The following is a 25,395-nucleotide window of genomic DNA, read 5'->3' as shown; positions in this document are numbered from 1 at the left end:
GCCGCAAAGCTGTATCCACAGCCCCTATGGTTAAATGACCGGACCGAGACAGAAAATGTCCATCGAGCCGAAATAGCCCAGCGCCTCGTTCTTCGTCATTTCGCCCGACAGCACGCGTATCAGCAGCTCGAACGCCTCTTCGCCGACCTCTTCAATGGTCTTTTCACCCGTGATGATGCGGCCCGCGTTCAGGTCCATATCGTGCTGCATGCGCTCATATGTATTGGGGTTGCCGCAGATCTTGACGACCGGCATGGAAGGGAAGCCCTGCGGCGCGCCGCGTCCGGTCGAAAACAGCATGATCTGTGCACCCGTGGCGGCCATGCCGGTCAGGATCTCCGGCTCACGGCCGGGCGCGTCCTTGATCCAGAGCCCCTTCTGGTCGGTCACGCGGTCGGTGTATTCCAGCACGCCCTGGATCGGACGGTGACCGCTTTTGACGATCGCGCCCAGGCTCTTTTCCTCGATGCTGGACAGCCCGCCCGCGATATTGCCGGGCGTCGGCTGGCCACCGCGCATGTCCTCGCCGACCGATTTCGCACGCTTTTCCATGCGATCGACGATCTCGTAGATCTTCCGGCCGACCGGCCCGTCCTCGCCGCCGACCGCACGCCGCGCGAGGATATGCTCGCCACCGAGGAATTCGGTCGTCTCGCCGAAGACAACAGTTGCGCCCAGGTCGACCAGCTTATCCGCCACATAGCCGATCACGCAGTTGGAGGCCATGCCGGAGGTGGTATCCGACGCGCCGCACTTGATGGACATGATTACGTTTGAAATATCGGCCGGCTCGCGCTGCAGGCCGGAGATCTGCTGCACCAGCCGCTGCGCCGCGTCAATGCCCGCCTGGATCGCCCGCGAGGTGCCGCCAAGCTCCTGGATGCGGATGATCTCGACCGGCTTGCCGGTCGCGCGGATCTCCTCCACCAGCCGCTCGTGGTCGGTTCCCTCGCAGCCGAGGCTGACGATCAGCGCCGCGCCGACGTTCGGGCTCTGCCCGAGGTTGGACAGCGTATCCGTCACCCGCTTGAGGTCGATCGGCAGCTGGCAGCAGCCCTGATGATGGAAATAGCCGATCGTTCCCTGCACCTGCCGGCAGATCGCCTGGCCCACGTCGTTGGCGCAGATAACGCTCGGAATGACCGCTACCAGATTGCGCGCGCCGAACGTGCCGTTCGCGCGCCGGTAGCCCTGAAACGTATAGCTCATAACGTAATTCCTCCTCAAAGGTCACCGCGGCCGCGCAGCGCCTCAAGATTGTGTACATGGACGTAATCGCCCTTTTTGATGTCGCAGCTTGCCGCGCCGATGCACTCGCCGTATTTCATGATGTGCTCTCCCCTGGCGATATTGCATAACGCGATCTTATGGCCATACGGCACATCGCCGTGCACGGTGATCTCCTCCATATTCCCTTTCTTATCCCGCACCTCAACCCTTGTTCCGTCTGTGATTGCGTCGGCAAAAATCGTGGCGACGTTATCCAGGTCGTCGACCTTAAGCGCAAGCTTCAACTCTTCCATAACCGTTCCTCCTTACTCCTTTACCGCGAGGACCGCCACGCCGTCCGGAATGACGACGACCTCCGCGTCACGGCCCATGATCTCATACGCCATTTCCAGCGCCTCATCCGGCGTGGAAGCCGGTATCATGTTCGCCTTGCGGACCAGCTCATGATCCAGATAGGTGGTGACCAGAATGACTTTGTGTTTTTTCAGGATGCGCGCGAAAATCTGCGCGCACCACTGTTCGGGGATGGTTTCCTTAGGCGGGATTTTGGAAAGGTACGCGTCGATCTCGTCCACCGTCCCCTTCACGATCAGCTTTTCAAAATGCGTGCCTCCCATCCCGTCGCAGCAGGAGGCGCACATGATAATGACGCCGCCCTCCCGACAGCAGGCCTCCGCGGTCGCGACCGCCTTGGGGCTTTGATAGAGGTTCTGGTCCAACGGGTAGCCGCCGTTCGAGGTGATGACGATATCCCCCTCCACACTCGGGCACTGCGCCAGGCTGCGCACGAACGTCACGCCCTTTTCGTGCGCCTGCTCCAGGTCGCCCGCAAAGGCCGCGATCACTTTCTTTTCCGCGTTGAGCGCAACGTTCATGATAAACTGCACATTGACCGCGCGCGCCGCGCATACCATATCCTCATGGATGGGGTTATGCTCCAGCACGCCTGTTGTGGAATACGGGCTGGAAATCGCCTTGTACGAGTGGTTTTCGTTCACGGTCGCCGCGTTGCAGATGCCGGGCAGGATGCTTTTGCGCCCGCCCGAGAATCCGGCGAAGAAATGCGGCTCGATAAATCCCTCGGTCACCAGCAGGTCGCAGTGCAGCGCGACCTTGTTCACCCACAGCTCCGCGCCCGAAGGCAGGTCGCACACCTTTTCGAAATCCTCGTCCACGAACGCCTGATTGACCACGATCTTTTCGTTGTCCACGATGGCATCGCCGAACATGCGGCGCTGCTCCTCCTCCGTGGTCGCACGGTGCAGGCCGGTGGCGATCAGGATGGTGATATCCGCCTCCGGATTGCCGCGGCGGATCTCCTCCAGCAGCAGCGGCAGCGTCAGCTTGCTGGGTACAGCGCGGGTATGGTCGCTCGTAACCAGTACGATCCGGTTCTTGCCCTTTGCCAACTCGCACAGCCGCGGTGTGCCGATCGGGTTGGCGAGCGCCTCCCGAACCAGCTCGGCTTCCCCTTTGCCGGCATCATAGCTGTCCGTCCGCGAATTCAGCTCCGCTTTGAGGTTTTTCTCGTCCACATGCAGTTCCAAGGCAGAGGTATAGTACGGGATAGAAAATGTTTTCATATACAATCACCCTATTCTTTCATTTCCCCGGCATCCAATACAATAATTTGTATGTTGTATTATGTATACATAGTACAATATTTATTTGGCAAATTCAATTGATATATACGACTACCCCCCCCCCTATTTTTGGGCAATATTTACAATATTCACAATTTCCATTGGGAAAATCAACAAGAATTCTTCATTTATTTTGAACAGCTATTCCCGCGCCTCTTCCAACTGCATAATCATTTTTCTGCAAAAAGCACCGGCACAGCCAAGCTGCGCCGGTGCAAATCCCTTTCCAAAGCGGAGAGCCGCCTTGCGTTATCCCTCGTAGTCGTCCTCGTTCTCCCAGTTGTGCCAGACCGCCTGCACGTCGTCGTTGTCCTCCAAGTTGTCGAGCAGCTTGCGCATCTGGGCCATGTCCTCCTCTTTTTCGAGGGTGATATAGTTCTGCGGCACCATTTCCACTTCGGCCTCGACAAAGGAGTACCCCAGCGTTTCGAGCGCCTCGCGCACGGCGGAAAAATCGTCCGGCGTGGTATAGATTTCAAAGGTTTCCTCATCCGCCTGGAAATCCTCCGCGCCCGCCTCGAGCGCCTGCATCATCACAGTATCCTCGTCCAGCTCGCCGCGCTCCATAATGATCACGCCCTTTTTATCGAACTGCCAGGATACGCAGTTGGTGGCGCCCAAGCCCGCGCCATACTTATCGAACAGGTGGCGCACATCCGCGACCGTGCGGTTTTTGTTGTCCGTCAGCGTTTCCACAACAACGGCGACGCCGCCCACGCCGTAGCCCTCATAGTTGTTGGCCTCGTAGTTGACCTGGCCGTTCGCACCCGAGTATTTGTCCAGCGTGCGCTTGATGTTGTCGTTGGGCATATTGTTGGCCTTGGCCTTGGCGATGCAGTCGCGCAGGCGGGCGTTGAAGTCCGGATTCGCCGAGCCTCCCTCTTTGATGGCGATCGCCATCTCACGGCCGATTTTGGTGAATATCTTTGCCTTTTTCGCGTCATTCGCGCCCTTGCGCTTGGCAATATTATGCCACTTGGAATGTCCCGACATGATGGATGTCCCTCTTTCTATCATTATAATAATTAAAACAAACCTGAAAAACGCCGTGCGGCGCAGATAGATTCTATCAGGTTTTGCAGCTTTTCGCAAGACCCACGCGTATATTTTCCGCACAACGGGTGCAGACTATCATCGAAAAATCCAAAAAAAGAGGTGATTCCGTTATGAGCAAGCAGAACCGCAACCAGAACCCGTCTACCTCGAACCAGCAGCAGAACAACGAGCAGAACAAGAACCAGCAGAATACCCAGAATAAGAAAAACGACCAGCAGTACTAAGTCTTTCGCCTGGGGCATGCCGCTTCCAGGCGGGCGGGGCATCGCCGGCTCACGGCCGGACATGCCTGTCACGGCAGGGGGCGCTGAAAATCCTGATTTTCAGCGCCCCCTGCTTTTGCCTTTCCGGTGGGGCTGGCAGATTCTTTGTTTTACATTCCGCGGTCCAGCGTGGTATGATAGAAGTGATTCCACCAAAGGAGCTTACGCGCATGGAGACCCCACAAAGCATCTTAAAGCAATATTTCGGCTATGATTCGTTCCGGCCTGGGCAGGGCGAGCTGGTGCAGTCCATCCTCTCCGGCCGCGACACGCTGGGCATCATGCCGACCGGCGCCGGCAAATCGATCTGCTATCAGGTACCCGCCCTGCTGCTGGACGGCCTGACGCTGGTCATTTCCCCGCTGATCTCCCTGATGAAGGACCAGGTCGGCGCGCTGGCCGAGGCGGGCGTACCCGCGGCCTGCGTCAATTCCTCCATGCCGCCCGCGGAAATGGCCGACGCCCTGTATGCCGCCGAGGCCGGTGCGTGCCGCCTGCTGTATATCGCGCCCGAACGGCTGACCGCCCCCGCATTTCTGGATTTTGCGCGCCGGACGCCGATCGCCATGCTCACGGTGGACGAGGCACACTGCATCTCCCAGTGGGGACAGGACTTCCGCCCCAGCTACCTCAAGATTGAGGAATTTCTCGCCGCCCTGCCCGCGCGTCCCCTGGTTTCCGCATTCACCGCAACGGCGACCGCCCAGGTGCGGGACGATATCGTACGCGCGCTCGGCATGCGCGAGCCTTACATCAAAACCACAGGCTTCGACCGGCCCAACCTGTACTTCTCGGTCGAGCGCCCCTCCTCCAAGCCGAACGCCCTGCTACGGCTGCTGGCCGAACGGGCGGGGAAAAGCGGCATCGTGTACTGCGCCACACGCAAAGCCGTGGAGGATGTGTGCGATATGCTGGTGTCCAAGCGCCTGCCCGCTACGCGGTACCACGCCGGACTGTCCGCGGAGGAGCGGCAGCTAAACCAGGATGATTTCCTCTACGACCGCAGGCCCATCATGGTGGCGACCAATGCGTTCGGCATGGGCATCGACAAATCCAACGTGTCCTTCGTCATCCACTACAACATGCCGAAAAACATGGAGAGTTATTATCAGGAGGCGGGCCGCGCCGGACGCGACGGAGAGCCGGCCGACTGCATCCTGCTGTACAGCGGGCAGGATGTGCATACGGCGGAATTCCTGATTGAGCGCAGCCGCGAGGCCGAGGACGATGCGCTCGCCCCAGCCGTGCGCCAGCATCTGCTCGAACGCGATCGGGAGCGGCTGCGCCGGATGACCTTTTACGCCACAACCACCGAATGCCTGCGCCGGACCATCCTGCGGTATTTCGGGGAAGAGGCGCCTCTGTCCTGCGGACACTGCGGCAACTGCGACACCACCTTCGAGCAGGTGGACGCGACGGTCGAGGCACAAAAGATCCTGTCCTGCGTATACCGTCTGAGCGAGCGCGGCCTGCATTTCGGGCGGGTGATCATCGCCGCCGTACTGACCGGCAGCAAAAGCGAAAAGATCGATCAATTCCGGCTGGACACGCTCTCCACCTACGGCATCATGGCGGACGCGACCGCCGCGCGCGTGCGCCAGTTGACCGACGCGCTGATCGAGCGCGGACATCTGCGGACCGATCCGGCGCGGTACAACGCGCTGTTCCTCACCCCGTCCGGTAACGCGCTCATGCGCGGGCGGGATACCTTCGTCCTCCGTCTGCCGCGCGAAAAGGCGCCCGCAGCCCGCGCCGCGGAGTCCAGCGCGGCCATGGACCAGGACCTGTTCGGCCGCCTGCGCGCCCTGCGCACGGCGCTGGCGCAAAAGGCGCATGTGCCGCCCTACGTCATTTTCTCCAACGCCACACTGAGTGACATGGCGGCGCGCCAGCCCATCACGGAATTTGAGCTGCTCGCCGTGCGCGGCGTGGGCGAGGCCAAGGCCAGACGCTACGGCGGGGCCTTTCTGGAGGAGATCAAGCGTTACCTGCAGGAAAAGGCGTAGGGCGGCAATGCCGCCCTACGCCTTTTCTTATCCTCACCGCGCCCAATACTGTACCGCGTCGCACAGGAACTGTGCGCAACCGGCCAGCTTGCGGTCGTAATAGGCGGTGAACCGTTCGTCCGCCGTGTAACCCGCGGCCAGCGCGCGGTGCGCCTGCGCGGTATAGTCCCTCCACGTCATGCCCAGCCAGGTTTTATGCAGCCGGACAATGCGCTCTCCGGACGGCCCCTTGGGATCGTCCCCCGCGCGGACCGCGTCTTCCAGCGCTCGCTGCACCTCGTCCTTCAGCGCTTCGAAACGCTCATAATCCGCCTCGGTCATGGCCAGCACCGCGGCGTTCGCCGCGTCGGCCTGCCCGTCTCCGTATTTGGCGCGCACTTCGGCGCCGTACCGTGCCTCGTTCTCCCATACGATTTTGTGTTTGAACGCCTCAAATTTTTCCGTATCGCTCATCTCTGTCTCTCCTTTCAGGGAACGGATGGTTTTTTGCACCGTCTCAATCAGGGCGGTGGTCTGCGCCTGCCGTGCATACAGGGCCGACAAATGGCTTTCCAGTGCGCGCAGCCGGTCGAAACCGTCCGCCTGCACGATGCGGGCGATCTCTTTCAGCGGCACGCCCAACGCCCGATAAAACAGGATCTGTTGCAACAGGTCGACCTCCCGCTCCCCGTACAGGCGGTAGCCGGCTTCGGTCGTGCCGCTCGGCCGCAGCAGCCCGATCTGGTCATAGTACCGCAGGGTGCGCGCGCTCACCCCCGCCAGCCCCGCCAGCGCGTGAATCCCGTATTCCATCGTTTTTCACCTCCCTGCCCTTAGTATAGCGGTTTACGCTGCGTCAAAGTCAACCCTGTTTGTGAAAATATTTTGCTTCCTGCGCGGAACTGCGGTATCATACTATTATAATAAGGAAGAGGAGGCAGCCTCCATGATCTATACCGTTACACTCAATCCCTCGCTGGATTATCTTGTCCAGACCGACCGCCTCCGCCCGGGCAGGCTGTGCCGCATGCACGGCGAAACCCTGCGCCCCGGCGGGAAAGGCGTCAATGTTTCGCTTGTCTGCGCGGCGCTCGGCCTGTCCACGCGCGCGCTCGGCTTTATCGCGGGCGGCACGGGTGCGCTGTTCGCCTCCCTGCTGGCCGAAACCGGCGTGGAATACGATTTCTGCCGTTTGGGGCGGGGCATGACGCGCATCAACGTCAAGGTTTGCGCGCGCGAGCAGACCGAGCTTAACGGCGCGGGGCCTGATATCCCCGCGGACGCGCTCGAAAAGCTGGCCGCGTCGCTGGACACGCTCGGCGGCGGGGACTGGCTCGTTCTGTCCGGTTCGGTCCCGTCCGGCGTGCCGACGGATATTTACGCCCGCCTGCTCGACCGCGTGCGGGCAAACGGCGTACATACGCTCGTCGATGCCTCGGACGACGCGCTCAAAAACGCCCTGCCATGCGCACCCGACCTGATCAAGCCTAACCTGGAGGAGCTGGACGCGCTGGTCGGCGGCGCGCCGCGCAGCCCTGCTGGCATCGCCGCCTGCGCGCGCGAGCTGCAGGCCGCGGGCGCGAAGGACATCCTTGTTTCCTGCGGGCCGGACGGAGCCGTACTCGTTCCCGCTACCGGCGCAGCGCTCCATCTGGACGCCCCCGCCGGCCAGGTGGTCCAAACCGTCGGCTCCGGCGACTCCATGGCCGCCGGCTGGCTGTACGCGCGCCTGCATGGCTTTTCCGCACCCGAGGCGCTGCGCTTCGCGGTCGCTGCGGGCAGCGCGGCCGCGTTCTGCGGCTGGCTCCCTGACCGCGCCGCGGTCGAGGCGGTGCTGCGCCGCACCGCCGCCCCAACGGAAATCCGATAATTTTTCTTCCGCAGCGCACACTTTTATGGTATACTGATACTCCATGCGCGCAAAATCTGAATATACAGGCGCATGCCCGAATGGAACTGCGGTTTCGATCGAAGATTATATCGAGAGGTGTTTTATGAGTATCACGACACGCGTCTGGATCGCAGGCGCAGGCGGCCGTTTGGGTTCCGCTCTGTGCCGCCGGTTCGACCGCAACACAGGCTTCCGGCTGCTGGCAAGCGACCTTGACGTTCGGGTGGAGGACAGCTTCCAGGTCGGCCACTTCGCCGACCTCAACCATCCCGACGTTATTATCAACTGCGCCGGCCTGACCGACGTGCGCGCCTGCGAGCGGCAGCCGGAGGAAGCGTATAAGGTCAATGCCATCGGCGCGCGCAATCTCGCGGTCGCCGCGCGGCGCATCGACGCCAAGCTGATCCAGCTGTCGACCGACGACGTTTTCGACGGCGCAGCCTCATCCGCGCTGTGCGAGTTCGACGACGCGCATCCGGCGACCATGTATGGCAAAAGCAAGTACGCTGGGGAAAAGCTGGTGCGCGAGCTGACGGATAAGCACGTGATTGTGCGTTCCTCTTGGCTGTACGGCGCCGGGGCGGACGATTTCGTCGACCAGGTGCTGCAGGCGGCGGCACGCGGGGAAACCGTGCGCCTGCCCGAGGACGAGATTTCCTCCCCGACCTCGGCGGACGCGCTCGCCGGCTTTATCGAATACCTGGTCGGGGCGCGTGAATACGGGCTGTACCACGCCTCCTGCGAAGGGGCCTGCTCGCGCGCGGAATTCGCGCGCGAGATCCTCCGTCTGAGCGGCTTCGCGGATTCCGTTGTGGAGCCTGCGGCCGCAGACGAAACGCTGCGCCCGCGCTTTACACTGCTGGACAACATGATGATGCGCATTACCGGCATCTACCATATGCCGGACTGGCGGGAGGCGCTTGGCATGTATCTGTCGGAGCGGAACGCGGGAGGGCTGGCATGAGCGAAACCGGAAAAATGAGAAAAAACAGCCTGACCACCAAAATCTTTATCGCTCTGCTGCTCGGCGCGGCGGCCGGCGCGCTGCTGCACGGCTTTACGGACGGGTCCGCTTTCGTGCAGGACGTCCTAGTCGGCGGCATATTTTATGTTGTCGGCCAGGGCTTCATCCGGCTGATGCAGATGCTGGTCGTGCCGCTCGTGTTCTGCTCGCTCATCTGCGGCGCCGCCGCGATCGGCGACACCAAGACGCTTGGCAAGGTCGGCGTCAAAGCGATCGGCTTTTACCTGGTCACAACCATGCTGGCGGTCGCGGTTTCGCTGGGCGTTGCCTCGCTGCTCAATCCCGGCTTGGGGCTGGATATGTCCCAGGTGCAGGCCGTGGATACCACGGTCACGGAAAGCGCGGGCTTTGCCGAGACGCTGCTGGACATCATCCCCAAAAACCCGATTGAAGCGCTGGCCGCCGGAAACATGCTGCAGATCATCGTATTTGCGCTGATCATCGGAATCATCCTTGCCAGACTGCAGGATAAGGTGCAGCTGGTAACAAACTTTTTCCAGCAGGGCAACGACATCATGATGGAGATGACCATGATGATCATGCGGCTCGCGCCGGCGGGCGTGTTCTGCCTAATCGCAAAAACTTTCGCCGAACTGGGCTTTTCCGCGATGGTCCCCATGTTCAAATATATGGCGGCCGTCCTGCTGGCGCTGCTGGTGCAGTGCCTCGGTGTGTATCAGATCCTGCTCAAGCTGTTTACCGGCCTCAACCCGTTCCGGTTCATCCGGAAATTCGCGCCGGTCATGGGCTTTGCGTTCTCCACCGCGACCTCGAACGCAACCATCCCGCTCTCCATCGAAACGCTGGAGGAAAAGGTCGGAGTGGCGCGGCGCATCTCGTCGTTCACGGTCCCGCTCGGCGCGACGATCAACATGGACGGCACCTCCATCATGCAGGGTGTGGCGGTCGTATTCGTCGCGCAGGCGTTCGGCATCGCGCTGACGCCCGCGGATTACCTGACCGTCATCGCCACGGCCACGCTCGCTTCGATCGGCACGGCCGGCGTCCCCTCTGTCGGCTTGGTGACGCTGGCGATGGTGTTCGACTCGGTCGGCCTGCCGGTTGCCGGCATTGGGCTGATTATGGGCATCGACCGCATCCTGGATATGGCGCGCACGGCGGTCAACATCACGGGCGACGCGGTCTGCACCACGATCGTCGCGCACCAGGACGGCGCGCTGGATAAGCGTGTGTTTGAAAAAAAGGCGTAACTTTCGCCGCCCCGCCTGTTTGACAGGCCGCGTCCGGTCTGCTATAATAACAACGATGCATGCCGCCATGGCGGAACTGGTAGACGCAGAGGACTTAAAATCCCTTGCGTTCAAAACAAATCCCAGACCATGCAGCATGCAACATTCTGTTAATTTTATTATTTTTTGTGATAAAAACCTATCTTTTCAAGTGGATATTCTTCATGTTGGCAATTTTCTTCCTCCTTTTTGTCCCCTGCATGTTGGCAAACACTTCGGTGTTTGCCAACACTTTGCCAACAAATCGTACAAAAATGTATTTTCATATGCCGCCATGACGGAATTGGTAGACGTATCAGACTTAAAATCTGAGGCTGGTTTCAGCGTGCGGGTTCGATTCCCGCTGGCGGCACCATCACCCAAGGACTCCTGCGACTGTTACCGTCGCAGGTTTTTTATTCCCTCACTCTGATCCTCCCTTTCCAAGCACATCAGAAACTATTCTTGCCGCGGCATTCGCGGTGCCGATTTTATCGGTATAATTCAAATGCGTGTAGATATCCGCTGTGGTTTGATAAGTGGAATGTCCCAGCCAGACTTGAATCTCCTGCAACGATATCTTTTTTCGGCATAGCATTGTCGCACACGTATGCCGCAAATCATGGAATCGGATTTTTTTGAGGTTGTTCTTTTTCAAGAACCATTGAAAATGCCGCGATACATAATCCGGCTTTATCAATTTCCCGCATTCATTCACAAAAACAAAATCTCTATCGTCTTGTTCATATGCTTTGCCATAAAGCTTGCGATTCCTGTTTTGTTGAAATTTTAGTCTCAACAATTCTTCTTCGATTGAGGGAACCAGCGGTAAGGTCCTGTTACTGCTTTTGTTTTTCAGCAGGCTATCCTTTACATATACCAGCTTCCCATCTATCAAGGTCTCTGTCACCTTATAGCAAATGTGAATACTCTTCTCCTTGAAATTGATTGCCGACCATTTCAGACCGAGCAATTCGCTTCTACGCAGGCCATAGGTCACATCCATCAGGATAATCAACGCCATCGGGTCACCGCGCATTGCTGCGAACATCTTTCGCAAATCATTTTCGTCATACGTTTGTGGAATATAACGCACATGCTTTGGCTTTAAATCCTTATCCAGCACCGCGAAAGGATTAACCGGTAGCAGTTTTTCTCGAGCCGCTTTTCGCAGGGCTTGATTCAGAACAGTCTGGTAATGCAGCAGTGTGTTCTCCGACACACCATTACGCCGTTTATACCGATAAAAGTCTGCAATATCTTTGTCGGTCATCTGCTCAACAAGAATGCCTTTTTGCGCAAAATACGGCGCTATGTAGCTTTGCACATCCTTCTGATATGCCCCAAACGTGGTCGGCTGAATCCGATTCCGACGGGACTCCACCCAATCCAGAAGGTATTCTGAGAATAGGATCCCGCTTTCTGACTGTCCCCTACGGTTTTGATGGGTCTCTCTTTTTGCTTCGCGTACTGCCGTTGACTCTAATACCTGATCCTCGGGTTCCAATACAGGCTTCCATTCCTGTATAGCATCCTCCATCATTTTTTTGGCGCGTCTGCTATTACCTCGAATCGGAAGTTCTGTATCGATCCATTTTTGTTTCCGCGCACCTGATCCGTCCTTATAAATCAAAACGATCTGCCAAGTGCCTCTTTTTTCATATATGCGGGCTGTCACAATAATACTCTCCTTTCCAGGCAGCCCCATACGCATTGTTGACGGCTCTATTATACATCATTCCTGTCGTTTTCTCTACCCGTTTCTGCATCCGATCCCAATAGGTAATCAATAATGTGCATTTTTGCTATAATGTACTTCTTTCCATTGCGCCGATATGGTATTTTCCCGCTTTGCAGAATCTCATATGCTTTATTTTTACCCAGCCCCAGCATCTGCCTGTACTGCTCAAATCCAACCGCATCAGGATAATCACTAAAAATTTGCCGATAAAATGTTTTCTTTTGATATGGCATCCTTCTGTCACTTCCCAATTATAGACTTCATTACCCCAAAGGGTCCATCGGTATTAAAGCCGCCGATGGTCGCTGCCCATCTTCCCTTATATGCTAACGGCTCTGGGCTCTCCGGCGTTTGCTTCATAGGAACGCACCCATGCTCTTTACTTTTCAAGGTTCACACAATCGAATGTAGATTCCAACTATGGCTGCGTATATCATCAGCCTGTTCCAATGCATTCCTATACAAAATGTATTGGAACAGAATGACAATCTTCTTGATATGTGGAGATACTCCCCGCGCACGTATCATTCCAATAAGAAAGAGTACCTCCACTACGCAAGATTATTTGTGATCTATTTCACTGACATGATATAAAAGTAACTCTGCAACATTATTAATAAAAGAGCGTCGCCACCCAGTCAAATTGTTTATTATATCCTTCGGGTATTTCTCTACACCAAGCAGGAAGTCAATGGTAACACCATAAAACTCTGCTAACTTTATCAAATTTTCGTATGTTGGTTTTCTCAGATTTGTTTCATATGCCGAAATTGCCGATTCGTTTACGCCAATATATCTTGCTACCTCTTTCTGCTTGTACCCATTTGTTAATCTCAATTCCCTTAATTTCACAGATAAGTTCGTATTCATATATTAATCTCTCCTGTCTATTTTCGGAACCTACCTCGCCAGAACTGAGTATAATCAGGCTGATGTCTACGTTCTAATTTTAGAATACCAGATTTTGTATTTCGTGTGGTGGATTTCACATTGCGGACTGAAATATTTGGGGAAAATTTTTCATCTTTGTTTCGTAGCTCTATCTACTTCACCAAAGGATATAACTGTGGATCTCCGACCTTTACTCAAACCGTACTTTGGTTTTTACAGTCAAATCGGGATTTTGAAGGCGTATTTACTGTTGCCCTTATCGGCCAACCTGATTTTCTTACCGCTCTTTTCATCTGTCTCGGTGATGCTCTCTACTACATAACAATTAGTTTAGTGGTGGATTCTTCTTTTTGTGAGTTCCTCTCGTCCGTTTCAGCGGAGCGGACCGGCATTTTCAAATCCACCTTGGAATGCTATGAAGCGAACGACTTCAAGCGAAGCAGCCCGTCAGCTTGTCAAACTGACAGACTTCTACCAGGTATACCTTGACTTCTATCTTGGTTATGCTATAATTATCGCAATTATCGGCAGACAATCCAGTCGCCATTCGTCATGCTTATGCGTACGGAATGAATACCGTCGTGACAACATCAAACGGGAGGCATAACCGCAATGAACCTTTTACTTTCAGACACCGCTTTGCCGGAAACATTGCCAGTCTTGCCAGAAACCTTTTATGTGGATCTCTCCCAGTTGCAGATCGGCAGCTGCCTTGGATGCTTTAGTTGTTGGGTGAAAACACCTGGCCGGTGTGTGCTGCGAGATGATGCAGCAGCCATATATCCTCTGATTGCGTGCAGTGACCAACTTCTATATGTGAGCCGGGTCTATTGCGGTTCTTATGACGTACCAATGAAGCAGATGCTGGAACGATCCATTCCAGTTCAGCAGGCATTTATCCGTCTACACCACGGCGAGACACACCATGTGCAGCGTGCCGTTGCTGAAAAAGCTGCTGTTATTATTGCATATGGCGACATCCTGCCGATAGAACAGGATATTTTCCGCGCTTTAGTAGCACGCAATGCCTATAACATGAACTTCCGAAGCTACCGGATTCGATTCGTCTCCGAGGCAGAGCGGGATGAAACAATTCTGGAGGAGGTATCCGCATGGGCAGGTTACTGATTATAAACGGCAGTCCGCGCGCACCGCGCTCTAATTCCAGGCGATATGCTGCATTATTCCGCAGGTATTGGAAAGAACCCGTGGACGAATATCTTGTAACAGATTGTCAGCATACTCTGATTTGTGCGCAGCTTAGCAGGTACGACCATCTGCTCCTGGTTTTCCCGTTGTATGCGGATGCTTTACCTGCAGCATTGCTTCGCTTTCTACAGGAGATGGAGCGCGCCTTACTCCCTGCCAATCTTCGGGTCCACACCCTTGTTAATTGCGGTTTTCTAGAGCCGGAGCAGAATCATACCGCACTTGCGATCCTGCAATATTTCTGCGCAAAAAACAGTATGAAGTATGGCTCCTCACTTTGTATTGGCTCTGGCGAGGCAATATTGGATACCCCATTTTCCTTTCTGGTCAGGCATAAAATCAAAAAACTGGCGTCATCCATACACACTGGCCACTATGATGCTTTTTCTGTTACCATGCCGCTGACGAAAAAAATGTTTATACGGGCTTCCACCAGGTATTGGCTGTCTTATGGCAGCAAAAACCATATTTCCGAGGTGCAAATGCGTACGATGCAAGTAGAGGGGGATAATGAAGCGTAACTGCATACAGCAATAGCCTCGTTTGTTATAAAGTTTCAAATTTCATGCTCAAATCATATGTCCCTGTGGGCAAAATCAAAAGCCCCCCCCTTAATCAGCAAGTAGTTTTGAATAGATGGTTAGCTAGTTTTTGCATAGATTCCCCTTAATCTTTTGTAGGCATTTTATATGCTTGTATGGGATCAATAATTTTTGGGGGTCTCCTGCCGATAGTGTCCATCTGTTTTCTTTGCATTTATGGATATACCGCTAATGGAAAATGGCTGCCTAAATAGACAGCCACTTTTCTTCCCAATGTAATATCGATATCGCGTTCTATCAATTTAGTATCGACTTTTCCATCTCCTCCCTTTCCATTTCACTTACTCTGCATATCTTCTCACAGAATTTATCCAGGCTGAACGTCATCCCCGGGTCATCGGCATCCAGCAGCAGACCAACCACAGAGCATCGTGCGTCCTGTATTGCATCCCGCAGCTGTTCCGCCAGCTCATCGGATATGGAGCGCCTCCCGTCCGTGATAAACAGGATATCCGCGTCCTCAAACTCTTCCTCGTTTATCAGCCGCAGGGCCTCCCTGATCGGAGTCTCAAAATCCGTGCCGCCGTCAAAGAAATGCTCCGCTGCGGATAGCAGGTCGGCGGACGTGTACTGCCCCGGCAGGAACCGGTCTGTCCGTATCTGGCCTGCACCGGAGAAATGGACCAGCGCAAATTTGCGCCCTTCATGCGCGCAGCTATCCTGCACGGCCAGCGCCAGCGCCTTGCCCCACTCGGCGTTTTCCCCTTTTGTGGAGCCGGACTCATCCAGGCAGACAATGATACCGCCATGCCCTTTGTGGACGCGCTCCCGCTTTGCATATTGCAGTAGTCCTTTCGCATTGTACTTACGCAGGAACAGCGGCGTCGTTGCTGGGGAGGCCAGCAGCGCCAGCTCGCCGGAGAGCAGGTTTTTCAGGTCACGCCCGCGCATAATCGAATATTTTTCCCCGCGGCCGTGCGCATAATCATTCTTGCGCAGCTCGGACAGCATCTCCTTCATGCGCCCCAGCTGGCGGGTGACGCCCAGCAGCATCTCATTGCTCTTTACCCTGTCCAGCATCTCGCGGTCATGGGCCGCTTGCTGCGCAGCATTTTCAGACGTCCCATCTCCCCAGCACCGCCGGACATAGCGGGCCAGAGACGCGGCGTCCATGCCCTGTTGCAGCGCAGTATGCACCGCCGCTTCTGTTTCCACCTGTCGTTTGCGCAGCTTATCCCGTATCATTCCGGACACGGCCCGTATCTGCTCCGCCGTGCTTGCCGTCTCTGCGGCAGCGCGGAGCGCCTCCGGTGTCTTGGCCGGATCGGCCTGTGCGTCCCGCACCAGATGATAAAGCCTTTCCGCCGCTGTATCATGACGGCGCGTCAGCCGTTCCAGCACGGGCAGCAGTCCGCCCGCCGCCCGGTCGATACCTTGTACCGCTTCGGAAAGCGCCTGCCGCACTGTGCGCGCAGCTTCCATCGCTGCGCTGTCCTCTCCCCTGCACAGATGGTGCAGGGCGGCAAACTGCCCGTTATCCTGCAGCCCATCCAGCAGATATGCCCAGACAAGGCGCGCTTTGGGGGACAGCTCTTTTTCGCTCCCCCAGCGATATGTATACGCATAGAGCAGATGGAACAGGTCGGCCAGCAGCGGTGCGGCAGCATCCAGCCCATTGGCCGTGCAGCTGTCATGGAACGCCATACGCTCCAGCCGTGTCGGACGGGTACAACGATCCGTACGTTCCGGCCGTTGGTACGGTGCAGTAAGATCGAATAACGGTGAGTTTACAATCTGATCCAGCGAAGAAAAACGGTATTTCATCCATAGCCTCCAAACTATCAGGCGGAAAAGCAGGGCGGACGCCCTGCTTTTCCATATTGCCTTACTTCTGTTTCTCCATATCACGCCTGCCGTTCAGAACGGCGGGTTGCCGGCTGGGACGCCGCCCGGCCCCCATGCGTAGCTTTCCGGTACGCCGGAGAAATCCGGCGTCGGGTACTGCGCCGCAGCGCCGGGCACCGGCTGCGGGTAGCCCAGCGCCGACGCCGCCTGTACCGTTACCGCAGGCGCGGCCGCCGGCTGGGGCGCCTGTGCCGCTGCCGGCTGTACCGCGGGCGGGACAGCATACCCCTGCGCCGTGGGTACGGCTTGCTGCGGCGCATATCCAACTGCTGGTACGGGTACCGGAGCGGGTGCAGCCGCGGGCTGCGCAGCGCCGTCCGGCTGGGCGTCCTCCGGTTTCCTGTCCAGAAACTTCACCTCGGTGCGCACCACCTCAAACGAGGAGCGCTTCTCGCCGGTCTGCTGGTCCTGCCATTCGCGGCGCTGGATCGCGCCAACCACGCAGAGCAGACGGCCTTTGCGGCCGTACTGTAATACGAACTTCGCCTGCTGGCCGAACACCGAGCAGTCGAAAAAGTCCGCTTCCGGCTCGCCGTCACGCTTGTAGTCACGGTCCACCGCGATGCGGAAGCTCGCGATCGGCTTTTCCGGATCTTTCCCGCGCTGGTCGGGATCCCTGGTCATGCGCCCTATCAGGATAACTTTATTCAGCATTCTGTTTTCCTCCTTTTTCTCTTCATGCTGCGGATTGTAATACGGCCAGCTGCGCCAGTGGGGACGGGGTGAACGAGCACGCCTCGTGCGCCCTGCGGTTCATCTCCTCAAGCGCGGCGAGCGCGTCCCCCGCCTGCCGGCGCTGCTCTTCGGACTGCGCTGTGGCATCCAGCGCCTGCCACTCACGGTACAGCGCTGCAAAACCGGCGCGGAGCTGTACGAGCGCCCTAGCCTTCTGGCCGTCCGGTGCGTCGTTGAATGCGCCGGACGCGTCCTTCGCTTTCGCCAGCAGTTCCTCCAGCCGCGTGCGGAGCGGGTCGTCGCACAGGCGCGTGAGCACGGCCTGTACCTTTTCTATCTCCGCCGGTTCGTTCCAGAGGTAGTTCTTCAGCTGCAGCAGATCCTCCGGCTGCACCGCGGCATGGCCGGCGAGCCATGCCGCCGCCTGCGCCACCGGCCCATAGCCGAAGAACGTGCGGTCGGATACCGTGATACCTTCCCGCCGCAGCTCGCACAGCACATCGTCCATCAGCTCATTGACCGCCTCCGTAATGGAGACCAGCGCCACCTGCGCCTGCATGGCGTACAGCTCGTCCAGCGAGAAGGTCGCCTTCACCTCGCCGAAATGCCCGCCCTGCTTGTTCCGCAGGACTGCGAGACGGGATGTGCGTTCCTGCACGTCCTTTGTCACAACGCGAAGCTGGAAGCGGTCATAGAGCGGGGCGAGGATCTGCTCTTCTTTATTCCGGAAGTTCGGCATCTCATTGGAGGCCGAAAAGAACGAGATCACAGGAATGTCCACCGTCACGCCCTCGTTGGTGTACCGGCGCTCGTTGAGCGCCGTGAGCAGGGAGTTGAGCAGACCATCCGCCGCTTTAAAGATTTCATCGAGGAAGCAGATATGCGCGTCCGGTATCTTGCCGGCCGTGATGGTCATAGGCGTGCCGCCGTGCAGCAGGGACAGCCCTTTCCGGTACTGCTCCAGCTTTTCGATCAGAGCCTGCATCCGCGTAGCCGCGGCGTTATCCGTCGGGTCTGCGCGGAAATCCTCCGCCGCCTGCGCAAGCTCCTGCCGGAGCATCCGGTAAGTACCGTCCTGCTCCAGCACCTGCGCAGGGACCGCGCCCGGTATCAGACTGGCCAGGTCGAGACGGCCGAACAGGGCTTCCTCATCCGTCTGCCTGGACAGCAGGCGTTCGAACTGCTTTGCGCCCGTGATGCGTTTGCGGAACTCGTTCACCACGAAGCTCTTGGCCTGCCCGGGCGCGCCCAGAATGAACAGGTTGCTCCCGCTCAGCAGCGCCAGCGCGATCGTCTGCACCAGCTCGTGCCGCTCCGCGGCCTCGCTGTTTACTTCCTCCATCACGGCCAGCATCTTATCTCTCAGCATGCGCATCTCCTTCCAGCATCCGTTTTTCCAGTGACAGGATTTCGTCCATCGTCATCCATTCAGGCTTCCCATCCGAAGGAAAGCTGTTCCAGACCGCCTTCATGTACACGAGTTGCTCTACAGCGTCATTCGCCCAAAGATACCTGGGGTCTCGTCTGCCATAGCTCAAAAAGTACAGGCAGTCCTGCCGCATCCGATCCAGCAGCTGGTAGCGGAAACGGTCATCGCGGGAAAGGATAAATTCCAGAGTATTTTGCTTCATCCCTGTCATTTTGCTTCCCCCTTCCGTTCGGCGGGGAGCTTCAGCTCCATCGCGCAGCGGAAGCCCTTTACAAACGCATCCTCGCATTCCAGATCACGCAGCAACTCGAAATCGTGCGTGGTCGCCTCCAGCAGCTTCACGGTCTCGCGATCCGAGACCGCTGCCATCGCCGCAAACGCCAGCGAGATACGGAAAGAAAGCCCGCGGATCTGGCTGCCGTTGATCTCCGGTTGCTCGCTTGCCGGCACATACTTACCGCGGTACAGCTTGCGAACCGCATCCGTATTCAGTGCTTTCATTCCGCTTCGCCTCCTGACTGGAACAGCACCTTTGCAGTGCCGGCATAGCGGACCTGGAAAACAGTATCCGGATGCATCCGATGCAGCAGGCCGGCCCGCTGCTTCAGGGTCTCCAGCTTCACCTCTGGGACAAGCGTCGCGTACATCAGCGGCACGGGGAACGCGCCGTTTGCCATGTCCACCGCGCCGAAGCGCGTATCGCCTTTTCCCTTTGCATAGAGCATGAGGTTTGCCATTACGATACCTCCGTATCATCTGATTTGCCGGGCTGGATACGCTTCACATCAAAGAACGCCGTGCGGAAATCGTGAGGGGCGGCGCAGTAAAAGAAAAACTGCCCCAGCCCTGTGTCGATCTCCACCACGTCTCCGGTATGGATGCTTTCATCCGGAAGCGGCGAGGACAGGTCCCCAGCATTCGCCTGCTCATAGAAAGCTTTCGGGGATAAGCCGGTTTTCCCTTCCGCGCGCAGCCGGTACCGGTGTGCGAGGGGGAACACAAGCTCCCTGTCTCCCGCTTCGTCCGCCTCCAGCAGCCGTGCCATCACGGCGGATCGCTCATCCGCATAACTGTAGATGCGGTACTCGCGCGGTGCTTTCCGTTTGGGACACCACTCCGGCGCCTTATACGCCGGGTCCTTCTTACGGAACGGCTTGCGGCGCTTTTTGTTCTTGAAACCGCTGCAATAGCGGCTGGAGCCGTAGTCCAGATGCGCTTCACAGCCGATACAGCCGGGTTCTGCAAAACTTTTCTGCTTAAACATCCTTTTCCTCCCTCAAATAGTCACAGATCTTATCCTTATGCGCTTCCAGCGGGAAGCGTGCGCCGCCATGCCGGCGGCTCCACCGGCAGAGCGCGCGGTACAACAGCTTCAGCCGCGTCAGGCTGAGCCGCAGCCGCGTGCATGCGTCCTCCATGTCCTCCTGCAGCTCGTCCAGCCGCATCAAAACGGTATCCCGCCTGTCCCCGCGTTCAGCTGCCAGTTCTTCTTTCTGCAGGAAATATTCCGCTACAGCAGAGTCTGCAGACAGGCAGGACAGCACACGGTATGGATACAGTACTGCTTCGTCATGCACCGGCAGCAGGCGCCTGTCCATTTGTGACAGGAGGAACGATGGGAGCGGAAGCTCCGCTTCTGAACCACGATACGGCTTTGGCAGTTCTGCGATCCTTTCATACGGGATCTCCCATGCCGGCGCGCTGTGTGGATGGGGCAGCACCGTAACGTCCCTATCCGTCAGCAGGACGTCGTAAAGATGGTACGCCCCGCCGTCCACGATATGCCCGACGCCGATATACCAATGCCCGGTCGTCAGCGGGCGGCTCATAAAGAGGAAACAGCAATCCACCAGATCATAAGTGGTGTTGAGGGTAAACAGCTTATCCACGGCGTCCCCCTTTCTGCTGCATCTCCAGTTCCGCTTCATATCGTTTCAGACGTTCGGAAAGCGCGGCCTCCCGTGTACAGCTCGGGCCGGTATACTGTTTCCTGAACCCTGATCTCCAGCCGACACGCGCCATTTTTTCGTTGTTGCGGCGTTTTTCTTTTTCCAAAGCTTCTTTTGTCCGCGAAATACGGTATTGCAGCTGCTTTACTGTACTCACGCCGCCCCCCCGTTCAGAGCCGCACGCCGCACCTCATACAGCTCCGGATGGTACTCCAGCAGCTCCCCAAGCGAGAGTTCGGACACGAAATACGGCCCGCTTTCCGGCCGCTCCAGATCGTCCGCGATAAAGCGGCGCGCCTGTCGTTCGGAGGGAAAGGTGAGCGCCTTGTCCAGGCTGCCCAGGTCCACCATGTGCCGGCCATCGTTCAGGAAGTGGTCCGCCACAAAGGAGTACCGTGAGCGGTACAGGTAGTACACCACATAAACGCCGGTATGTACGCCCATCATGCCGCCTCCCTTCCGGGGGCGGCGCAGACGGGGAAGCGGTACACCCTGCAGCTGCGGACAGCATGGGCCTTTTGCAGCGCGGCAGCCCGCTCCTGACGGATGGCAATATCCGCCGGATCTGCACAGCTCTTGTCCGGCAGCACGTCATACAGCGTGCCGCCATCCTCCCTCCATGCATCCAGACTGAGCGCCACGGGCGCTTTGCGCTCTTTGTGCCGCTGGCGCAGCAGCGCGTTGCGGATGCGGCTGTACGCGATCGTAGTGAAGCGGTACCTCTGCAGGCTCTCGTCCGTCATGTACCGCTGCGCCGCGAGCATCAGCCCCAGCGCGGCTTCGCCGTACAGGTCCGTGTCCGCTTCCGTGCCGAGGTGCAGGTCATGCATCACACGGTAGATCAGGTTGTGATAGCGCTCTGCGAGCGCGCGTTCCGCGTCGGTCAATGGCCTTGTCATGGTTTTCCCTGTCATATCAGGCAGCCTCACTTTCATTTATTGTCCGTCCGTTTCGGTACACCACAAAAAAGTAGTTGAAATCCCCATGGTTCACCATACAGCGCAGGCGGTAGCCGTTCACCGCGCCCGCATACGCGAAATCGTATGTGGGACACCAGAAGTCATGCCGCTGCGCCTCCGGATTGGCGGCGCAGAAGCGCCGCATGGCCTGCGCGCTGTGCAGCACGGTCTTCCGCAGCCGTTTGAACACCGCGTTGGCCTCGTCTATGCTCTGGGCTGTGAGGAAACAGCTCCGCACAGGATACCACATGTTCATCCGCCGCGGCTCGAACTGGCCTACGGCACAAAGCAGCCGGTCTTCCGGCCGCAGCGGGCATATCCTTTCCGCAACAGTGGCTGGGATCAGGATCAGCTTTTTGTTTTTCATGTACGACTCCTTTTTTCTCATGCAGCTTTCTTCTTCCGTTTCGGCTTTTCCACTTCTTCCTGCGGCATACGCGTTGGCATCAATACATGCAGCTCGCTGCCCGTGCGCAGCATCAGGGTGCCTTTGCCGTCTAACAGCAGGGCCGTCTCTTTCCCGTTTACCAGCTTCGCCGCCTGCAGCAGATAGTTGTAGGTATAGCAGAAGCCTTCCCTGGGAAGCGGCGTGCGGACGTCCGCGGGAAATTCCGTCCCGCCCTGTACGGCCTGCCGGTCCCCGCTGATATAGCCGATCTGCAGCATCCCTTTGCCCGTGCGCAGGATCACGCGCGCGCCGGCTGTGCCGCCAACACCTGCGCGGTGCAGTTCCGCACAGAACAGCGCGCCGTCCACATACGCCTCATATGCCGTCTGGAAGCGCTCCAATACCGGCTTCAGGTCCACCGCCTGATAAGGGCTGCGCTGGACGGAAAAGACCATGCCCGGCCCGAGGAACAGCGCGGTACCGCCGTCCACGCCGATCCGGCAGTGCGGCACGCCGCGGAACACCGCGAGCAGCACCTTCATCGCGTCCGCCGGTATCAGCAGGTCTATCGGCTCATCCTGCGCCGCGTCCTCTCTCGCCACAGTCATGCGGAAGCCGTCGCAGCTGGCCGCGCTGAACTTGCCGTCATGGACGGTGAGATGCACGCACTTCAGCTGCTCTTTCCCCTCCGCCTTGCCCTGCGCGGCGGAGAACAGCACCCTTGCGCTGACCTCCGCGAAGCCGGAGCAGTCCAGCAGCTGTGCGGGCGCGGGCGTACCCACGGCGGGGTACTTGTCCGCATCCATCAAAGGGAAGACAAAGGCGGCCTTCGCGTTGCGCACCTCGATCTGCCTGCCGTCTGTGGCGACAGACGTTGCTTCGTCCGCAAAGGCGTCCAGCATCCGCTGGAATACCGGCGCGAACAGCAGCGCCCTTCCGCTTTCCTCCACGCGGCACGCATGCCGCACCTGTAAGGTGCAGGTCCGGCTGCGCGCGGTGAACATCACCGTGTTTGAAGCGGCGTCCGCTTCCATCAGGACGCAGGCATGCTCTTTGGATACAAAATACGTCCCTATCGTCTGGCTGCAGCGCCGGGCGATGGGCAACAGCTCGGACCGGTTCGCCAGAAATCGCATCGTTCCATCAACTCCTGTTCTTTCTTCATCCTGCCAGCTCCCACAGCGATAACTGCTCTGCGGGTGGTACTGGCCGTATCTTTGTTTCTTTTCTCACGCTGACCGGCACGCTCTGCTGTCCGCATTCCGCTTCCTGTACCTGCCGCTCCTGTGCCGGATGCAGCACTGCCATCTTGCGGAACGACGCCGCGATATCCTCCACTGCGTCCTCATGCCGGATACCTTCGGCCAGCTCACGGGCGAGCGCGAACGTCATATCCTCGCTCTCGCTCATCGCGGCCAGCCCTTCGTCCGTGAGCACGCCGCCCTCGATCACGCCGGCCACCGCCAGCTTAGAGGCCATCAGCCGGACCGCGCGCTCCTGCATGGTGTGCCGGTAGTACAGGATGTACACCTCCACACGGGGCGCGGTCTGGTTGATGCGCCACGACCTGCGGCTCGCCTGACGGAACGTGAACAGCTTGAACGCCATGTCATAGAAGATGAGCGTGGTGAAGTCATTCAAATCCAAGCCGGTTTCAACTAGATTTGGATTTACGATCATCACCTGCATGCCCTGCCGGAGGTGGTTTGCCACCCATTCCTCGCGTCCCCGAGGCGGGACGGTATCCTCCATGATCTCGGCGCGGACGCCGGCGTCCGTGAGGAAGCGTTTTAAGCGTGTCCGGCTGTCCAGACGCACCCAGTTCACGTAGAGCAGAACCCGTTCGCCGGCGTTTACCTTGCGGCGGATGATCTCCAGCGTGCGCCGGTCTTTTTCGGTCTGTTCCTCCGGCGCACCGCTGTCCTCCGGCACCAGGATCGGGTCTGCGGTGACCGGATGTACGACCGGCTTATGCCCATACGGCTGGTCCGGATAGGCCATCATGAGGTTCAGGGACACGGACAACAGCTTCCGGGCGAGCTTACGCCCTTCGCGGCTGCGGTCCTTGAAGATCTCATGGAAAGCGTGCTCCAGGTCGTCACAGGCTCTTTGCTGGTTCTCCGGAAGCCTGAGCGGCACAGGGATCTCCTCGTACTCCGGCAGGTCCTTGCCCATATCCATGAGCGAGAGGAACACGCCGTTCTCCAGCAGGAAGCGGCTGTACACCAGCGGCGAAACGCCCGGCTTCTGACGGGAGCGTTTTTTCCGCTTCGCGGTGCGCCGGTTGCTGTTGTACCCGCCTTCCGTTACTTCGTAAGTGTCCTCTGTCACGCCGTATTCCCGCGCAAACTGCGCGGGGGCGGCATAGCTTTGCCCATCCTGCTCCATACGGCATGCACACATGCGGTAGAGCAGATAGAAGATACCGGAGGCATAGCCGTTGATGAGGGTTGCCGTCATGCCAATGCATTTTTTCGCGGCGGCGAACAGCTCGCCCATCGCGTCCCCCTGGCCGCTGTCCGCGGAAAACTGGTGCAGTTCATCCGCTATCAGGCCGTCTATCTTCCCTCTGTACCGGTTTTTGATATAGGTGCTGAGCGGGAAGCGGCGGCACGCGCCGCGGGCGGCCATGAAACGGTCCGGCTCGCGCAGCAGGGCGGCAAGCTGCTTTTTCGCCGCCGCTGTTTTGCAGGCGTCCCGCGCAAGGTACGCAAAACGGCGGTGGACATAGCCCAGATGGCTGATGCGCACCCATTCGCTCTGTTCCTCCGCGGTTGTGGCTGTCCAGAGGACAGCGCCGCAGCCTTCGCACTTGCGGTTGGCGCGGGTCTCTGTCCGGAAGTATTCCGGCGTAGCGTCTGTCAATGTCCGCTTACCGCAGTCCATGAATTCCATCTGGATCACGCTGCCGCAGTCCGGGCAGGTAAAGCCCTGCCGCCTTGCGTCCCATCTGGCCGCTGGGCGGCGCATATAGCCGTCCCGCGCGCTTTCCCTGGACAGGACTGCAAACACGGTGCGGCCGCCGCGGGCATACCCCGCGTAGAGGGCGTCCATGTCCGCCGGCGTCCGCACGATGGCAGCACGCGCGTTTGGGATGGCCTCCTCCAGCTCGCGCACCCATTTGCCTGTCATGTGGGAGGGGCAGAGGACGATATGCAGGCACTTCCTGTGCTTTTGCAGGAAGTATGCCTGCAAGGCGAGGCTGCCGACCTTAGACTTTCCTGACCCGCATTCTGCGATGAGCAGGCCGAACCTGGCGGTCTGCAGCCTGCGCCGAAGCGCTTCCGCGGCGGCAAGCTGGGCGCCGTACAGGTGGTACCCTGCCGTCTGCGCCACGAACTGGTCCAGCCCCAGCACCCCCTCTGACAACGGCTCCTGGGCCGGAT

Annotated in this window: 27 protein-coding genes and 1 tRNA gene; 7 read left to right on the top strand and 21 right to left on the bottom strand. The window is 58.3% G+C overall.

Features of this window, described 5'->3' with window-relative positions; all coding sequences use genetic code 11:
• Nucleotides 1–30: 30 nt before the first annotated feature.
• The 4 genes from OCV66_RS12050 to OCV66_RS12035 all read right to left on the bottom strand — a co-directional run bounded on the left by OCV66_RS12050 (nucleotide 31) and on the right by OCV66_RS12035 (nucleotide 3,866).
• Nucleotides 31–1,209 (bottom strand): UxaA family hydrolase, encoded by a 1,179-nt coding sequence (locus OCV66_RS12050; protein WP_054327981.1) that lies wholly within the window; start codon nucleotides 1,207–1,209, stop codon nucleotides 31–33.
• Nucleotides 1,210–1,223: 14 nt separating this feature from the next.
• Entirely contained in the window at nucleotides 1,224–1,523 is a 300-nt protein-coding gene (locus OCV66_RS12045; RefSeq protein ID WP_107631136.1) for a UxaA family hydrolase, read from the bottom strand.
• 12 nt (nucleotides 1,524–1,535) lie between these two features.
• Nucleotides 1,536–2,813 carry a nickel-dependent lactate racemase gene (larA, locus tag OCV66_RS12040; protein WP_054327982.1) on the bottom strand — a complete coding sequence of 426 codons (1,278 nt, stop codon included), beginning with the start codon at nucleotides 2,811–2,813 and terminating at the stop codon, nucleotides 1,536–1,538.
• A 309-nt stretch (nucleotides 2,814–3,122) separates the two neighbouring features.
• Nucleotides 3,123–3,866, bottom strand: coding sequence for a YebC/PmpR family DNA-binding transcriptional regulator (locus OCV66_RS12035; protein WP_054327983.1), 744 nt, complete (start codon nucleotides 3,864–3,866; stop codon nucleotides 3,123–3,125).
• 496 nt (nucleotides 3,867–4,362) lie between these two features.
• Between OCV66_RS12035 and recQ the strand changes: the two genes are divergently transcribed.
• Nucleotides 4,363–6,198, top strand: coding sequence for a DNA helicase RecQ (recQ, locus tag OCV66_RS12030; RefSeq protein ID WP_054327984.1), 1,836 nt, complete (start codon nucleotides 4,363–4,365; stop codon nucleotides 6,196–6,198).
• Between the two features lie 33 nt (nucleotides 6,199–6,231).
• On the opposite strand, the gene OCV66_RS12025 is transcribed toward recQ, so the two are convergent.
• Nucleotides 6,232–6,990, bottom strand: a complete 759-nt coding sequence (locus OCV66_RS12025) for a MerR family transcriptional regulator (protein WP_107631138.1) — start codon at nucleotides 6,988–6,990, stop codon at nucleotides 6,232–6,234.
• A gap of 133 nt (nucleotides 6,991–7,123) precedes the next feature.
• Here OCV66_RS12025 and pfkB point away from each other — a divergent pair, with 133 nt between their 5' ends.
• From pfkB to OCV66_RS12005, 4 genes are all read left to right on the top strand, one after another.
• Complete coding sequence (gene pfkB, locus OCV66_RS12020; protein ID WP_054328379.1) at nucleotides 7,124–8,047, top strand: 1-phosphofructokinase; 924 nt, start codon at nucleotides 7,124–7,126, stop codon at nucleotides 8,045–8,047.
• A gap of 124 nt (nucleotides 8,048–8,171) precedes the next feature.
• A complete protein-coding gene (gene rfbD / locus OCV66_RS12015; protein ID WP_054328378.1) occupies nucleotides 8,172–9,032 on the top strand; it encodes a dTDP-4-dehydrorhamnose reductase in 861 nt (286 codons plus the stop codon).
• Nucleotides 9,029–10,303: a dicarboxylate/amino acid:cation symporter gene (locus OCV66_RS12010; protein WP_054328377.1), complete on the top strand. Its 1,275-nt coding sequence runs from the start codon at nucleotides 9,029–9,031 to the stop codon at nucleotides 10,301–10,303. Before rfbD ends, OCV66_RS12010 begins: the two co-directional genes overlap by 4 nt.
• Before the next feature lie 307 nt (nucleotides 10,304–10,610).
• Nucleotides 10,611–10,697, top strand: a tRNA-Leu gene (locus OCV66_RS12005).
• A 48-nt stretch (nucleotides 10,698–10,745) separates the two neighbouring features.
• Here the strand turns inward: OCV66_RS12005 and OCV66_RS12000 are convergent.
• The 3 genes from OCV66_RS12000 to OCV66_RS11990 all read right to left on the bottom strand — a co-directional run bounded on the left by OCV66_RS12000 (nucleotide 10,746) and on the right by OCV66_RS11990 (nucleotide 12,932).
• Nucleotides 10,746–11,999, bottom strand: coding sequence for a tyrosine-type recombinase/integrase (locus OCV66_RS12000; protein WP_159068095.1), 1,254 nt, complete (start codon nucleotides 11,997–11,999; stop codon nucleotides 10,746–10,748).
• A gap of 50 nt (nucleotides 12,000–12,049) precedes the next feature.
• On the bottom strand, nucleotides 12,050–12,295 hold the full coding sequence (locus OCV66_RS11995; protein WP_054328375.1) for a helix-turn-helix domain-containing protein: 246 nt from the start codon (nucleotides 12,293–12,295) through the stop codon (nucleotides 12,050–12,052).
• A 328-nt stretch (nucleotides 12,296–12,623) separates the two neighbouring features.
• Nucleotides 12,624–12,932, bottom strand: a complete 309-nt coding sequence (locus OCV66_RS11990) for a helix-turn-helix domain-containing protein (RefSeq protein WP_082397401.1) — start codon at nucleotides 12,930–12,932, stop codon at nucleotides 12,624–12,626.
• A 633-nt stretch (nucleotides 12,933–13,565) separates the two neighbouring features.
• On the opposite strand from OCV66_RS11990, the gene OCV66_RS11985 reads away from it, so the two are divergent.
• Both OCV66_RS11985 and OCV66_RS11980 read left to right on the top strand, forming a co-directional pair.
• Complete coding sequence (locus OCV66_RS11985) at nucleotides 13,566–14,081, top strand: NAD(P)H-dependent oxidoreductase (RefSeq protein ID WP_054328374.1); 516 nt, start codon at nucleotides 13,566–13,568, stop codon at nucleotides 14,079–14,081.
• Complete coding sequence (locus tag OCV66_RS11980; protein WP_054328373.1) at nucleotides 14,066–14,683, top strand: hypothetical protein; 618 nt, start codon at nucleotides 14,066–14,068, stop codon at nucleotides 14,681–14,683. Before OCV66_RS11985 ends, OCV66_RS11980 begins: the two co-directional genes overlap by 16 nt.
• A 318-nt stretch (nucleotides 14,684–15,001) precedes the next feature.
• Here OCV66_RS11980 and OCV66_RS11975 read toward each other — a convergent pair whose 3' ends face one another.
• The 13 genes from OCV66_RS11975 to OCV66_RS11915 form a co-directional block, all read right to left on the bottom strand.
• On the bottom strand, nucleotides 15,002–16,528 hold the full coding sequence (locus OCV66_RS11975) for a vWA domain-containing protein (RefSeq protein ID WP_147574450.1): 1,527 nt from the start codon (nucleotides 16,526–16,528) through the stop codon (nucleotides 15,002–15,004).
• Nucleotides 16,529–16,621: 93 nt separating this feature from the next.
• Entirely contained in the window at nucleotides 16,622–17,263 is a 642-nt protein-coding gene (locus OCV66_RS11970; protein ID WP_147574449.1) for a single-stranded DNA-binding protein, read from the bottom strand.
• Between the two features lie 22 nt (nucleotides 17,264–17,285).
• Nucleotides 17,286–18,653, bottom strand: a complete 1,368-nt coding sequence (locus OCV66_RS11965; RefSeq protein WP_147574448.1) for an AAA family ATPase — start codon at nucleotides 18,651–18,653, stop codon at nucleotides 17,286–17,288.
• On the bottom strand, nucleotides 18,640–18,924 hold the full coding sequence (locus tag OCV66_RS11960) for an LPD11 domain-containing protein (RefSeq protein WP_054328369.1): 285 nt from the start codon (nucleotides 18,922–18,924) through the stop codon (nucleotides 18,640–18,642). The genes OCV66_RS11965 and OCV66_RS11960 overlap by 14 nt, the downstream gene beginning before the upstream one ends.
• A complete protein-coding gene (locus OCV66_RS11955) occupies nucleotides 18,921–19,214 on the bottom strand; it encodes a hypothetical protein (RefSeq protein WP_054328368.1) in 294 nt (97 codons plus the stop codon). The genes OCV66_RS11960 and OCV66_RS11955 overlap by 4 nt, the downstream gene beginning before the upstream one ends.
• Nucleotides 19,211–19,450, bottom strand: a complete 240-nt coding sequence (locus tag OCV66_RS11950) for a hypothetical protein (protein ID WP_147574447.1) — start codon at nucleotides 19,448–19,450, stop codon at nucleotides 19,211–19,213. The genes OCV66_RS11955 and OCV66_RS11950 overlap by 4 nt, the downstream gene beginning before the upstream one ends.
• Complete coding sequence (locus tag OCV66_RS11945) at nucleotides 19,450–19,977, bottom strand: hypothetical protein (RefSeq protein WP_054328366.1); 528 nt, start codon at nucleotides 19,975–19,977, stop codon at nucleotides 19,450–19,452. Before OCV66_RS11945 ends, OCV66_RS11950 begins: the two co-directional genes overlap by 1 nt.
• The gene (locus tag OCV66_RS11940; protein WP_054328365.1) at nucleotides 19,970–20,602 is read right to left on the bottom strand and encodes a hypothetical protein; all 633 of its coding nucleotides are present in this window, start codon (nucleotides 20,600–20,602) and stop codon (nucleotides 19,970–19,972) included. The genes OCV66_RS11945 and OCV66_RS11940 overlap by 8 nt, the downstream gene beginning before the upstream one ends.
• Nucleotides 20,603–20,815: 213 nt before the next feature.
• Nucleotides 20,816–21,109 carry a hypothetical protein gene (locus OCV66_RS11935; protein WP_147574446.1) on the bottom strand — a complete coding sequence of 98 codons (294 nt, stop codon included), beginning with the start codon at nucleotides 21,107–21,109 and terminating at the stop codon, nucleotides 20,816–20,818.
• The gene (locus OCV66_RS11930; protein ID WP_054328362.1) at nucleotides 21,106–21,597 is read right to left on the bottom strand and encodes a sigma-70 RNA polymerase sigma factor region 4 domain-containing protein; all 492 of its coding nucleotides are present in this window, start codon (nucleotides 21,595–21,597) and stop codon (nucleotides 21,106–21,108) included. The genes OCV66_RS11935 and OCV66_RS11930 overlap by 4 nt, the downstream gene beginning before the upstream one ends.
• A complete protein-coding gene (locus OCV66_RS11925) occupies nucleotides 21,578–21,988 on the bottom strand; it encodes a hypothetical protein (RefSeq protein ID WP_147574445.1) in 411 nt (136 codons plus the stop codon). Before OCV66_RS11925 ends, OCV66_RS11930 begins: the two co-directional genes overlap by 20 nt.
• Nucleotides 21,989–22,005: 17 nt before the next feature.
• Nucleotides 22,006–23,145 (bottom strand): beta clamp domain-containing protein, encoded by a 1,140-nt coding sequence (locus OCV66_RS11920; protein ID WP_054328360.1) that lies wholly within the window; start codon nucleotides 23,143–23,145, stop codon nucleotides 22,006–22,008.
• A 25-nt stretch (nucleotides 23,146–23,170) separates the two neighbouring features.
• A partial coding sequence (locus OCV66_RS11915) for a helicase-related protein (RefSeq protein WP_262564593.1) occupies nucleotides 23,171–25,395 on the bottom strand: 2,225 nt, incomplete at its 5' end.

It is taken from the genome of Agathobaculum ammoniilyticum (assembly GCF_025567315.1).
GTDB classification, from domain to species: Bacteria; Bacillota; Clostridia; order Oscillospirales; family Butyricicoccaceae; genus Agathobaculum; species Agathobaculum ammoniilyticum.
Note: the sequence above shows the minus strand (reverse complement) of the source record. Positions and strands in the feature narration are given on the sequence as shown.